The sequence below is a fragment of the Burkholderia sp. MSHR3999 genome (assembly GCF_000833595.1).
In the GTDB taxonomy this organism is placed as follows: domain Bacteria; phylum Pseudomonadota; class Gammaproteobacteria; order Burkholderiales; family Burkholderiaceae; genus Burkholderia; species Burkholderia ubonensis.
Map to the genome: position 1 here is coordinate 1,666,340 of NZ_JRFO01000007.1, position 13,349 is coordinate 1,679,688.

Below are 13,349 nucleotides of genomic sequence, written 5' to 3' on the forward strand. Positions count from 1 at the left end.
GCAATCACTGCGCGCGCTGCGCTGGCCCGCTCTTCGTCGCTTCCGACGTCTCAGCAATCACTTGAATGACGCAGCCTTCGGACAGGCCAACTCGCCGACCTCCCAACGCCGGATGACGTGCACACCAGCATGGCACGGTCGAGCATCGCGGTCGGCATCGACATCCACAGTAGTCGACGCCGGCAAGAGGGCTGGAGAATTCCTTCGTATATTTGCAACAAATTGCAATTTATGTAAATTCCAGTGAACCAATTCGCTTCCAAATGGAAGTTTTATGAGTTCCTCTACACTGATCTTCAAGGACACGCTGCTCGGCCTCGTCGCGGGCGTGCAGCTGTCGTCGAACGACATGCTGCGGATCGGCGACTGGATCACGATGCCGTCCGCCGGCGCGGACGGCACGGTGATCGACATCACGCTCAACACCGTCAAGGTCGCGAACTTCGATCACACGATCATCACGGTGCCGACCTGGAAGCTGATCAACGAGAGCTACCAGAACTGGCGCGGGATGACCGAGGCCGGCGGGCGCCGCGTCAAGCGCGCGCTGTTCATCGACGCGACGAGCGTGCGCTTCCTCGACGCCGGCGAGATCGCGCGGCTCGAACGCCTGACGCTGCTGAAGGACTATCTCGGGGAAAAGGCCGACACGCTCGCGCAATGGAACGGCGCGCTCGGCGCGGACGGCGCATGCGCGGCGAACCGCCGCCAACTGACGAACCTCGGCACGTTCCGCGCGTATGTGGCGAACTATCTCGCGCGGCATCCGCGCATCCGCCGCGACATGACCTGCATGGCGCGGCAGCTGCCGCTGACCGCCGAAGGCATTCCGCTCGAGCTGTACTGCTTCACCGACACGACGACGTGGGTCGATTACGAGTCGATCCAGTCGGACCTGTTCGATCACCTGATCGCGGTGCTGCCGGAGTTCGGGCTGCGCGTGTACCAGCATCCGTCGGGGTTCGACATGCGGCAGATGGCGGCGGCCTCGCCGCGCGCGCCCGCCGCGCAGATGGAGCGGGACGCCACGCCGGCCGCCTGACGCCCGCGCCGCGCCGGCCGGACCCGGCCGGCGCACGCTCACGCTTTCGCGCACTCCCCGGCCAGCCGCCCGAGCACCTTCAGCGCCTGCTCGATCTGCGCCGACCACGGATAGCTGTAGTTCAGGCGGATGAAGTGCCGGTAGTCGCCGCTGGTCGAGAACATGTGCCCGGGCCCGACGGTGATCCGCTGCGCGAGCGCCAGCTGGTACAGGCGCATCGCGTCGACCTGCGGCGGCAGCTCGACCCACAGCACGTAGCCGCCCTGCGGCTGCGACAGGCGCGTGCCCTCCGGAAAGAAGCGCCGCACCATCGCGCTCATCAGGTTCGCCTGCTGCGCATACTGCTTGCGGATCCGCCTCAGGTGGAAGTCGTATCCGTCGTGCTTCAGGTATTCGGCGATCGCCAGTTGTTCGGTCACCGGCGTCGCGAGCGTGTTCAGGAATTTCAGCTTCTCGACCTGATCGCGATACCGGCCCGGCATCGCCCAGCCGATCCGGTAGCCGGGCGACAGGCTCTTCGAGAACGACGCGCAGTGCAGCACGAGCCCGTCCCGGTCGAACGATTTCAGCGCGCTCGGCCGCGCGTCGCCGTAGTACAGCTCCTGATAGACGTCGTTCTCGATCACCGGCACCTGGTGCTTCGCGAGCAGCTCGACGAGCGCGCGCTTGCGCGCATCCGGCATCAGGAAGCCGAGCGGATTCTGGAAATTCGGCATCACCATGCACGCGGCGATCGGCTCGCGTTCAAGAATCCCAGCCAGCGCGTCGATATCGATCCCGTCGCCCGGATGCGTCGCCACCTCGATCGCGCGCATGCCCATCCGCTCGATCGCGTGCAGCATCGCGTAGAACGTCGGCGACTCCACCGCGATCGTATCGCCCGGCTTCGCGACCGCCTGCAGGCACAGGTTGATCGCTTCCGTCGCGCCGATCGTCACGACGATCTCGTCGCGCTCCACCGTGATCCCGCTCTCCAGGTAGCGCCGCGCGATCTGCCGGATCAGCTCCTGGTTGCCGGGCGGCAGGTCGTCGATCACGCCCCAGCGCGTGCGCCGGCGCGCGATCGTCTGCGCGTGCCGCGCGAGCCGCTGCACCGGAAACTGCGCCGCGTCCGGATACGGCGAGCCGAGCGGCACCGCGTCGTCGCGCGAGATCGAGCGCAGCGTCGACAGCACGAGCCGGCTCACGTCCACCGACGACGGCGCGGCCGTCGGCGTGGACGCATGCAGCTCCGCGACGGCCGCCTGCGCGATGCGCGCCTTCACGAAATAGCCGGACTGCGGCCGGCTCTCGATCAGCCCGCGGCTTTCGAGCACCAGGTACGCGCGCAGCACGGTCGTGATGCTGAGCCGGTGCTGGCGGCTCGCCTGGCGCACCGACGGAATCCGCTCGCCCGGCCGGTAGACGCCGTTGTCGATCTGCGCCTCGAGATCGTCGGCCAGTTTGTCGTAGCGCTTCACGTGAATTTCTTTCAAATTGCCTTCAGGCGTACAGTTCTGTGCCGCAATGCGTCAGATTGACGCGACTGTACTCTTTTTTGGAATGAACAGGTGTACACGCAGTGGGCGGCGGGCCGCGCGTAACCTGCGTCCATCGCTTCCCCCCCGACATCCGCATCATGAAAAAGAAGCCCGCCAACGCACGCATCGAGCCGTACACCCATCCCGCCGCCGGCTGGGGTGCGCTGAAGGCCGTCACGATCAACCTGATCAAGGAAAAGGTCTCCGGCGGCAACTACCGCACGCTGTTCCGCCAGAACCAGCCGGACGGCTTCGACTGCCCCGGCTGCGCGTGGCCGGACCGCAAGCATGCGTCGACCTTCGAGTTCTGCGAGAACGGCGTGAAGGCCGTCGCGGCCGAGGCGACCGGCAAGCGCGTGACGCGGGCGTTCTTCGCCGCGCACACGGTCACCGAACTGCTCGAGCAGACCGACTACGAGCTCGAACAGCACGGGCGGCTCACCGAGCCGATGATCTACGACGCGCGCACCGACCGCTACGTGCCGGTCGCGTGGGACGACGCGTTCGAGCTGATCGCCCGTCATCTGCGCGCGCTGCCCGACCCGAACCAGGCCGCGTTCTACACGTCCGGCCGCGCGAGCAACGAGGCGGCGTTCCTGTATCAGCTGCTGGTGCGCCGCTACGGCACGAACAACTTCCCCGACTGCTCGAACATGTGCCACGAGGCGACGAGCCGGGGGCTGCCGCCGTCGGTCGGCGTCGGCAAGGGCACGGTCACGCTCGACGACTTCGAGCTGGCCGACACGCTGCTGATCTTCGGCCAGAACCCGGCGACGAACCATCCGCGGATGATGGGCGAGCTGCGCGAATGCGCGAAGCGCGGCGCGACGATCGTGTCGATCAACCCGCTGAAGGAGCGCGGCCTGGAGCGCTTCGCGGACCCGCAAAGCCCGCTCGAGATGCTCACGATGTCGGGCACCAACATCGCGTCGACGTTCATCCAGCCGACGATCGGCGGCGATTTCGCGCTGATCAAGGGCATCGCGAAGCGCGTGCTCGAACTCGACGACGCAGCGCGCAAGAACGGCGCGGCGCGCGTGCTCGACACCGCGTTCATCGCGGAGCACACGGCCGGCTTCGACGCGTTCGCCGCCGACCTGCGCGCGGAAAGCTGGTCGGCGCTCACCGCCGAGAGCGGCGTGCCGTACGAGCAGATCGACGGCCTCGCGCAGCTTTACGCGCGCAGCGAACGCGTGATCGCGACGTGGGGGATGGGCCTCACGCAGCACAAGCATTCGGTCGCGACCGTGCAGATGCTGACGAACCTGATGCTGATGCGCGGCAACATCGGGCGCCCCGGCGCGGGCCTGTGCCCGGTGCGCGGCCATTCGAACGTGCAGGGCAACCGCACGGTCGGCATCGAGGAAAAGCCGTCGCAGGCGTTCCTCGACCGGCTCGGCGAGGTGTTCGATTTCGAGCCGCCGCGCGAGCACGGCTACGACGTCGTCGAGACGATCGAGGCGATGCTCGAAGGCCGCCTGAAGGTGTTCATCGGCCTCGGCGGCAACTTCGCGATGGCGACGCCCGACACGCCGCGCACGTGGGAAGGGCTGCGCCGCTGCGACCTGACCGTGCACATCACGACGAAGCTGAACCGCAGCCACCTGATCCACGGCCGCGACGCGCTGATCCTGCCGACGCTCGGCCGCACCGAGATCGACCTGCAGGACAACGTGCCGCAAGGCGTGACCGTCGAGGATTCGATGAGCATGGTGCACGTGTCGTACGGGATGAACAAGCCGGCGTCGCCGCACCTGATGTCGGAGACGGCGATCGTCGCGCACATCGGCCATGCGCTGTTCGGCAGCGGCAAGATCGACTGGCTCGCCTACAAGGACGACTACGCGAAGGTGCGCGATGCGATCGAGGCGACCCTCGACGACTTCTACGACTACAACGCGCGCATCGCGAAGCCCGGCGGCTTCCATTTGCGTGTCGCGTCGCGCGACCGCGAATGGCTGACGCCGACGGCCAAGGCGAACTTCATCGCGCACGCGCTGCCGTCCGACACGCCGATCCAGCGCGCCCGCGCGCTGCACGGCGCGCGCCTGATGACGCTGATGACGACCCGCTCCCACGACCAGTACAACACCACCGTGTACGGGCTCGACGACCGCTATCGCGGCGTGTTCGGCCAGCGCCGCGTCGTGTTCGTCAACCCGGACGATCTCGCGATGCTCGGCATGAAGGCCGGCGAATGGGTCGACATGGAGACGGTGTGGCACGACGGCATCGAGCGGCGCGCCGACGGCTTCCTGCTCGTCGCCTACGATATTCCGCGCGGCTGCATCGGCGCGTATTATCCGGAGACGAACCCGCTCGTGCCGCTCGACAGCGTCGGCGACGTCTGCAACACGCCGACGTCGAAATCGCTGCCGGTGCTGCTGCACCGCGCCGCCGCGCCGGCCGTGCAGGCCGCCTGAAGGAGAACGCGCGATGATCGTCCGTCCCCGCGAGCACTGGCTGCGGATGCTGTTCGTCTGGAACGGCTCGGTGCTGCAGACGATCCTGCCGCAGCTCGCGCTGACGCTGGCGATCAGCATCGTCGCGCTGTGGACCGGCGGGCGCGTGATGGGCGAGAAGGTGCCGCTGAACCCGACGCCGTTCACGCTGATCGGCCTCACGCTGGCGATCTTCGCCGCGTTCCGCAACAACGCGAGCTACGACCGCTATCGCGAGGCGCGCCATCTGTGGGGCGGCGTGCTGACCGCCGCGCGCACGCTCGCGTCGCAGACGCTCGCCTACCGCGTGTTCGACACCGACGGCGAACGCCGCGCGTTCATGCTCGCGCTGATCGCGTTCGTGTACGCGCTCAAGCATCAGCTGCGCGGCACCGACCCCGCAGCCGACCTGCGCGCGCGCCTCGACGACGCGACCTGCGCGCAGGTCGAGCCGCTGAAGTTCCGCCCGGTCGCGATCCTGCATCGGCTGCGCACGACGCTCGCCGCGCGCGCCGACGCCGGCCGCCTCGCGGACACCCGCCTGTGGATGCTCGACGCGCGGCTCGACGAGCTGGTCGCGATGGTGAGCGGCTGCGAGCGCATCGCGTCGACGCCGATCCCGTTCTCGTACGACGTGCTGCTGCACCGGACCATCTACGCGTATTGCATGCTGCTGCCGTTCGGCCTCGTCGATTCGATCGGCGCCGCCACGCCGTTCGTCACGGTGTTCGTCGCGTACACGCTGATTGCGCTCGACGCGATCGCCCATGCGATCGCCGAGCCGTTCGGCGCCGGCCCGAACCATCTCGCGCTCGATGCGATCACGCGGCAGATCGAGCGCACGCTGCTGGAGCTGAACGGCGAACCGCTGCCGGACGAAGTGACGCCGGGCAAGTACTATCGGCTCCCCTGACGCGCGCGTAATAAACCCTCACAAACGATACAAACCACCCGTCAACACGCCGGGCGCACGGCCCGTTCTTGGGTCAAGCGCCGGAAATTCCTCCGCGCAACGACAGGAGAACACACCATGCGAGCCCTCACCCGCCACCTCGCGATCGCCGCCACCCTGATGTCGGTGCTGACCGGCAGCGCGTTCGCCGACACGCCGTGGCAGAAAGCGCACCCGCGCCGCGAAGAGGTAAATCAGCGCCTCGCGAACCAGAACCGCCGCATCCACCACGAAGTCAAGGAAGGCGAGATGTCGCACGCGCAGGCCGCGCGCCTGCACCGCGACGACCACAAGATCCGCCAGGAAGAGCGGGACATGGCGGCCCAGAACGGCGGTCACCTCACCAAGCCGGAACAGCGCGTGCTGAACCAGCAGGAAAACGCGGTCAGCAACAAGATCGGCCAATGAGCGCCCGGCCTCGGTGAACTTCGGACGCCCGCTGCCGCGTTGCGGCCGCGGGCGCTTGTTGTTTCGAATCGTTTCAGCGCGTCATGCGCGTCACGCCCTGCGGGTATACTTCGCCGTCAACCGCCTCCCGCATCCGCCGCGACGCACCGCGCGATGCCGAGCGGTTTCGTTGCGAAGCTTCGCGTTTCGCCTGCCCCGCGTTCCAGCCTCGACACGAGAGACCCGACGACCCGCCATGAAACAATTCCTGCTGCTCCTCCCCGCCGTTGCCGTGCTCGCCGCCTGCGGTTCCGCGCCGACGTCCGATTCGTCCGGCTCGGCCGATTCCGGCGCCGGGGCGATGATCTACGTGTCGTCGCAGCGCCCCGCCGACGCGATCGCCAACTGCCTCGACAGCCGGCTGTCGGACGTGCAGCGCTCGCACCACGGCGGCGTGACCGACATCACGGTCGGCTCGCGCTCGTACTTCGTCACGCTCACGCCGTCCGGCTCCGGCTCGGTCATCAAGGTCGTGCGCGGCACCGCGAGCGAGCCGCCCGAGGAAGCGATGCGCTTCGCGATCGCGCGCTGCGCGATCTGATCCACCGCACCCGCGCGCGATCGCCCGATCCGCGCGCGCCGAATATTTTTACCCGGGCGTCCGTCGATGAGAGAATCGCACCACGATCTCTTTCCGATGGAGCCCGCATGAAGCATCTGCTGTCCAGGCTGTTCGTCAGCGCCACGCTCACCGCATTCACTGCGCTCGCGCCGATGGCGCCGGCCCACGCGGCGACGCCGCCCGGCATCTTCGTCGTCGCGACGCAGCTGGCCGAGTTCACGACGCTCGACCCGAGCGTGATCTACGAGCTCGTGCCGTCCGAATATGCGGCGAATACCTACGAACGGCTCGTGCGCGTCGACCTGAAGGACCCGACGCGCTTCGACGGGCAGATCGCGCAATCGTGGAGCGTCGGCGCGGACGGCGTCACCTACACGTTCAAGCTGCGCCCCGGCCTCACCTTCCATTCCGGCAATCCGCTGACCGCCGACGACGTCGCGTGGTCGCTGCAGCGCACCGTGCTGCTCGACAAGGGCCCGGCCGGCGTGCTCGGCGATCTCGGCCTCACGAAGGCGAACGTCGCGCAGAAGGTTCGCGCACTCGATCCGCAGACCGTCGTGCTCGAAACCGACCGCAAGTACGCGCCGAGCTTCGTGCTCAACGTGCTGAGCGCGTGCCCGGCTTCGGTGTTCGACCGGAAACTGCTGCTGTCGCACCAGCAGGGCAACGATCTCGGCAGCGGCTGGCTGCGCACCAACGACGCCGGCTCCGGCCCGTACAAGCTCGTCAAGTGGACGCCGAACGAGAGCATCGTGCTGCAGCGCTTCGACGCGTACCGCACGCCGTATCCGATGCAGCGCGTCGTGCTGCGCCATGTGCCCGAGGCATCCGCGCAGCGCCTGCTGCTCGAGAACGGCGACGCCGACGCGGCGCGCAACCTGAGCCCCGACAGCCTCGCCGCGCTGTCGAAGGCCGGCAAGATCAAGGTCGCCGCGTGGCCGGTGTCCGCGCTGATGTACCTGAGCCTGAACACGAAGAACCCGAACCTCGCGAAGCCCGAGGTGCAGGAAGCGATGAAGTGGCTCGTCGACTACGACGGCATCCAGCGCAACATCGTCAGCGCCAGCTACAAGATTCACCAGACGTTCCTGCCGGAAGGCTTTCTCGGCGCGTCGAACGCGCGCCCGTACAAGCAGGACGTCGCGAAGGCGAAGGCGCTGCTCGCGAAGGCCGGGCTGCCGAACGGCTTCACGGTGTCGATGGACATGCCGAACGACTACCCGTTCCTCGAAATCGCGCAGGCGCTGCAGGCGAACTTCGCACTGGCCGGCATCCAGGTGAAGCTGATCCCGGGCGACGCGAAGCAGGCGATCGGCAAGTATCGCGCGCGCCAGCACGACATCTTCATCGGCGAATGGTCGCCGGACTACATGGACCCGAACAGCAACGCGCGCGGCTTCGCGTGGAATCCCGACAATTCGGACCAGTCGACGACCAAGCTGCTCGCGTGGCGCAACAGCTGGGACATCCCGCAACTGACGAAGGACACCGAGGCCGCGCTGGCCGAACCGTCGCCCGCGAAGCGCGCGCAGCGCTACGAGGCGCTGCAGAAGGCGGTGCTCGCGCGCTCGCCGTTCATCGTCATGTTCGAGAAGGTCGTGCAGGTCGCGACGCGGCCGGGCGTCACCGGCCCGGAAATCGGGCCGATCAACGATCTCGTGTCGTACCGGACGCTGAAGAAGTAACGACCCTCGCCCGCGCGCCGTCGTCGCCGGCGCGCGGCGCGTTCAGTTGAACGCCGCCCACACCAGATACGCGTTCAGCGCGACGATCACGACCGTCGCCGCGCCCGCCGTCACCCGCAGCGGCGCACTCATCGCGTGCGCGCCCATCACGTCGCCGCGCGCGGACAGCATCAGCAGCGCGATCATCGGCATCGGCAGCACGAAGCTCAGCACGACCTGGCTCAGCACCATCGCGTGCGTGACGTCGCACCCCAGCGCGACCACGGCGAACGCCGGCGCGACCGTCACCGCGCGCCGCGCCCACACCGGCATCCGACGCCGGATGAAGCCCTGCATCACGACCTGCCCCGCCATCGTCCCGACGACCGAGCTCGACACGCCCGACGTCAGCAGCGCGACGAGGAACAGCGCGCCCGCCGCCGGCCCGAGCACCGGAACCAGCGTGTGATACGCGTCGCCGATGTCGGTCATGCCCGGCGCGCTCCGGTGGAACGCCGACGCCGCCATCATCACCATCGCGAGGTTCACGACGCCCGCCAGGCCGAGCGCTGCGACCACCTCGCGATTCGAGAAGCGCACGAGCCGGCGGCGCTCGGCGTCGTTGCGCGGCGCGGTGCGGCCCTGCGTCAGCCCGGAATGCAGGTACAGCGTGTGCGGCATGATCGTCGCGCCGATGATGCCGACCGCGATCGTCAGCGCCGCGTGATCCGGAAGCTGCGGCACGACGAGATGGAACGCCGCCGCCGGCCAGTCCTGCGGCGCGATCAACAGCTCGCCCAGATAGCAGGCGCCGATCACGCCGACGAGCGTTGCGATCGCGGCTTCCAGCGGCCGGAACCCGCGCTTCTCCAGCGCGAGGATCGCGCAAGTCGCGAACCCGGTCGCGACCATCCCCGCGAGCAGCGACAGATGGCACAGCAGCCCGAACGCGAGCGCGCCGCCGAGGAATTCGGCAAGATCGGTCGCCATCGCGGCAACTTCCGACGCGATCCACATCCCCCATACGACCGGCGCCGGAAAGTGCTCGCGGCACAGCTCGGCGAGATTGCGCCCGGTCACGATGCCGAGCTTCGCCGACATCGCCTGGAACAGCATCGCGATCGCGTTCGCGGCCAGCACGACCCACAGCAGCCGGTAGCCGTACGCGGCGCCCGCCTGGATGTTGGTCGCGAAGTTGCCGGGGTCCATGTAGCCGATCGACGCGATCACGGCGGGACCGACGAACGGCAGCAGCGCGGCGGCGCCGGTGCGGCGCCCTTCCAGGGCGGCGCGCGCCGCGTGCTCGGTCCGTTCGGTGGACAGGCCCGGCAGCGCGAGGCTGCCGGCGGGTTTGCTCGAAATGGGAAGCATGGTCGGGTTCGGTTCGAAAGAAGGAGGCGGAGGATGGCGAAGGCGACCGGCGCGCCGCTTGCCGGCCGCTCCGGCTCACACTGGCACGACGTCCGGGCGGTTGCGCGGAATCTGTGCGATCACGTCGGGCGCGAGATTCAGGTGCGCCTCGACGAGCTGCGGCGGCGTATGCGCGAGCCAGTCGGACAGCGACACTTCCGCATAGCGCTCGGACTTGAAGATCTCCAGGAACACGAGATCGGTGTTGCCGGTGTTCTGCACGTAGTGCCCGAGGCTCTTCTTCACGTAGCCGACGTCGCCCGCGCGGAAATCGGCGGTCTGCGCCTTCGGGCCCGTGTCGAACACCGTCATGCGCGCGTCGCCCTGGATGTAGTACTGCCACTCGTCCGCGTTCGGGTGCCAGTGCAGCTCGCGCATCCCGCCCGGATGCACGGTGACGAGTGCCGCCGAGACGGTCTTCGATACGTTGAAGTTGCTGCTGTCCGCGATCCGCACTTCGCCGCCGCGCGTCTTCACGACGGGCTTCAGGTCGCCGAGCGAGAAGACGAACGGCTGCGGCGGCGCGCCGCGCGACGACGCGGCCGCGCGCTGCGCCTGCGCGAGCGGGCCGGGATCGTCGCCCTGGAAGATCCACAGGTTGTCGAGCGGAATGTTCCGGAATGCGTCGGCCGGCACGCCGAAGTTGCGCGCGAGCACGTCGGGCGGCGTATGCGCGATCCAGTCGGTCAGCAGCAGCGTGTTGAATTCGGACGCGCGGCCGTTATCGAACGCGAGCAGGAATTCCGCGCCGTCGCTTCCGAGCCCCTGCAGCGAATGCGGCAGGCCGGGCGGGAAATACCACAGGTCGCCCGTCTTCACGTCCTGCACCGACGGCCGCCCCTGTTCGTCGAGCACGGTGATCCGGCAGCGGCCGTCGAGCATGAATGCCCATTCGGCCTGCTGATGCCAGTGCATCTCGCGAATGCCGCCGCGCGTCAGCCGCATATTGACGCCTGAAATGGTTTCCGAAATCGCGAAATCGTCCTGCGTGACTTCACGCGCCCAGCCGCCGTTCTGAATGCGCTTGTGCGCATTATTGAACGACGCCCAGAATAACGGCATGCCGTTGATATCGGTCGCGGGCGGATCCTGAAACGACGGAAACTGATTCGCCAATGCCGGATTCTTCGGCCCCGGATCGGTCAGGCTCCGGCGATTGCGCGCATTGACCGCGCCTTCCGGCGGGCTGTCCGGATTGCCGAACGAGGCGGCCTTCGCGGCCACGGCCAGGCCGGCCGCGGCAACCGCGCCGGCCGTATTCGCAAGCATCTTGCGTCGGGACAGATTCGTCATGATTTCCTCTTCATTTCTGCAATTAATCGAATTGCCGGCACGGGGCGATCATTCGTTTTCAGATTAACGAATGAATTGAGCAGCCAGCGACACAAGTTAAATGCAAATCGAGGAAAAAATTAAATGAATAATTAAGATTGGCTCATGATTTAAACTGATCTACTTTAAGTTTGTAATAAATGCATCGGCGCGGCAATTTGCGCGCCGTCGCCCGCCTATCCTTCACGCGTATTCCATAGTTTTTCTCATCTGGCGCGATTTTTTTGGCTTCGTTAGATGAATGTCCATACCCGTTCCGGCGACAACGATCCAACCGCCGATGACCGATGCGTCACCCACAACCGTGAACTGCAGCGCCCGTTCGACCATTTCCAATCCTGAACACCAACCGATGGAGCCCGCATGAAACTGCTGACACCCCGGCGCACCTCCACCCTGGCAGCCCTGGCCGCCGCATCCGTCCTCGCCGCCGCCGCGCTGCCCGCCGCATGCGCGGCAACGCCGAAGGACCTGTTCGTGATGGCCACGCTGCTGGACGAATTCACGACGCTCGATCCGGGCGAGGTCTACGAGCTGGTGCCGGAGGAATACGTCGCGAACACCTACGACCGCCTGGTGCGCGTCGACCTGCGCGACCCGTCGAAATTCAACGGCGACGTCGCGCAGTCGTGGACCGTGAGCCCGGACGGGCAGACCTTCACGTTCCGGCTGCGCCCCGGCCTCAGGTTCCATTCGGGCAACCCGCTGACGGCCGACGACGTCGCGTGGTCGATCCAGCGCACGGTGCTGCTCGACAAGGGCGCGGCTGCGGTGCTCGCCGGCATCGGCCTCACGAAGGCGAACGTCGTCGCGAACGTGAAGAAGCTCGACGACCTGACCGTGTCGGTCACGACCGATCGCAAATACGCGCCGACCTTCGTGCTGAACGTGCTCGGCGCGTGGCCTGCGTCGGTGGTCGACAAGAAGATGCTGCTGGCGCACCAGCAGGGCAACGACTTCGGCAACGGCTAGTTGAAGACCAACGAAGCCGGTTCCGGCGCCTACAAGCTCGTCAAGTGGACGGCCGGCGACAGCCTCGTGCTGCAGCGCTTCGACGGCTACCGGCTGCCGCTCGCGATGAAGCGCATCGTGCTGCGTCACGTGCCCGAAGCGGCCAGCCAGCGCCTGCTGCTCGAAAACGGCGACGTCGACGCGGCGCGCGACCTGAGCCCCGACGATCTCGCGGCGGTCGCGAAATCCGGCAGCGCGAAGGTTGCGCCGTCGCCGCAGGCGACGCTGCTGTATCTCGGCCTGAACACGAAGAACCCGACGCTCGCGAAGCCCGACGTGCAGGAAGCGCTGAAATGGCTCGTCGACTACGCGGGCATCCAGGGCCATGTCGTGAAGACGACCTACAAGGTGCACCAGACCTTCATGCCGGACGGCTTCATCGGCACGCTCGACGCGAACCCGTATCGGCTCGACGTCGCGAAGGCGAAGGCGCTGCTCGCGAAGGCCGGCGTGCCGAACGGCTTCTCGATCACGATGGACGTGCGCAACGACTATCCGTACACCGAGATCGCGCAGGCGATCCAGGCGAATTTCGCGCAGGCGGGCGTCAAGGTGCAGCTGATTCCCGGCGACAACAAGCAGACCCTCGCGAAATACCGGGCGCGCCAGCACGACATCTACATCGGCGAATGGTCGGCCGACTACATCGATCCGCACAGCAACGCGCAGGGTTTCGCGTGGAATCCCGACAATTCCGACAGGTCGAGCTATAAAATGCTGGCCTGGCGCAACGGCTGGGACATTCCGCAGCTCACGAAGGACACCGACGCCGCGCTGGCCGAGCCGTCCGCCGCGAAACGCGCGCAGCGCTACCAGGCGATGCAGAAGGACCTGCTCGCGCGCGCGCCGTTCGTGATCCTGTTCGAGAAGGTCGCGCAGGTCGCGACGCGGCCCGGCGTCAGCGGGCTCGAGGTCGGGCCGATCAACGATCTCGTGTCGTACCGCAACCTGAAGAAGCAATAAGATTC

The 13,349-nt window shown here is 67.2% G+C and carries 9 protein-coding genes and 2 pseudogenes; 7 read left to right on the forward strand and 4 right to left on the reverse strand.

The features are described 5' to 3' along the window. Positions 1 to 286: 286 nt before the first annotated feature. Positions 287 to 1,042 (forward strand): annotated as a pseudogene (locus tag KY49_RS30795) (mechanosensitive ion channel family protein); the annotation flags it as partial. Positions 1,043 to 1,080: 38 nt separating this feature from the next. On the opposite strand, the gene KY49_RS30800 reads toward KY49_RS30795, so the two are convergent. Then, the gene (locus KY49_RS30800) at positions 1,081 to 2,502 is read right to left on the reverse strand and encodes an aminotransferase-like domain-containing protein (RefSeq protein ID WP_042588094.1); all 1,422 of its coding nucleotides are present in this window, start codon (positions 2,500 to 2,502) and stop codon (positions 1,081 to 1,083) included. A gap of 158 nt (positions 2,503 to 2,660) precedes the next feature. Here KY49_RS30800 and KY49_RS30805 point away from each other — a divergent pair, with 158 nt between their 5' ends. From KY49_RS30805 to KY49_RS30825, 5 genes are all read left to right on the forward strand, one after another. Continuing rightward, a complete protein-coding gene (locus tag KY49_RS30805) occupies positions 2,661 to 4,985 on the forward strand; it encodes an FdhF/YdeP family oxidoreductase (RefSeq protein ID WP_042588095.1) in 2,325 nt (774 codons plus the stop codon). A 13-nt stretch (positions 4,986 to 4,998) separates the two neighbouring features. Next, complete coding sequence (locus tag KY49_RS30810) at positions 4,999 to 5,916, forward strand: bestrophin family protein (RefSeq protein ID WP_042588096.1); 918 nt, start codon at positions 4,999 to 5,001, stop codon at positions 5,914 to 5,916. Positions 5,917 to 6,033: 117 nt separating this feature from the next. Beyond that, positions 6,034 to 6,363, forward strand: coding sequence for a hypothetical protein (locus KY49_RS30815; RefSeq protein ID WP_042588097.1), 330 nt, complete (start codon positions 6,034 to 6,036; stop codon positions 6,361 to 6,363). A 235-nt stretch (positions 6,364 to 6,598) separates the two neighbouring features. Beyond that, entirely contained in the window at positions 6,599 to 6,943 is a 345-nt protein-coding gene (locus tag KY49_RS30820; protein WP_042588098.1) for a hypothetical protein, read from the forward strand. Positions 6,944 to 7,050: 107 nt separating this feature from the next. Beyond that, on the forward strand, positions 7,051 to 8,649 hold the full coding sequence (locus KY49_RS30825; RefSeq protein ID WP_042588099.1) for an ABC transporter substrate-binding protein: 1,599 nt from the start codon (positions 7,051 to 7,053) through the stop codon (positions 8,647 to 8,649). Between the two features lie 42 nt (positions 8,650 to 8,691). On the opposite strand, the gene KY49_RS30830 is transcribed toward KY49_RS30825, so the two are convergent. The 3 genes from KY49_RS30830 to KY49_RS37885 form a co-directional block, all read right to left on the reverse strand. Further along, entirely contained in the window at positions 8,692 to 9,999 is a 1,308-nt protein-coding gene (locus KY49_RS30830) for an Nramp family divalent metal transporter (RefSeq protein WP_042588100.1), read from the reverse strand. Between the two features lie 75 nt (positions 10,000 to 10,074). Next, on the reverse strand, positions 10,075 to 11,331 hold the full coding sequence (locus tag KY49_RS30835) for an oxalate decarboxylase family bicupin (protein ID WP_042588101.1): 1,257 nt from the start codon (positions 11,329 to 11,331) through the stop codon (positions 10,075 to 10,077). A 222-nt stretch (positions 11,332 to 11,553) separates the two neighbouring features. Further along, a complete protein-coding gene (locus KY49_RS37885; RefSeq protein ID WP_156162644.1) occupies positions 11,554 to 11,706 on the reverse strand; it encodes a hypothetical protein in 153 nt (50 codons plus the stop codon). A gap of 27 nt (positions 11,707 to 11,733) precedes the next feature. On the opposite strand from KY49_RS37885, the pseudogene KY49_RS30840 reads away from it, so the two are divergent. Beyond that, positions 11,734 to 13,344 (forward strand): annotated as a pseudogene (locus tag KY49_RS30840) (ABC transporter substrate-binding protein). Positions 13,345 to 13,349 lie beyond the last annotated feature (5 nt).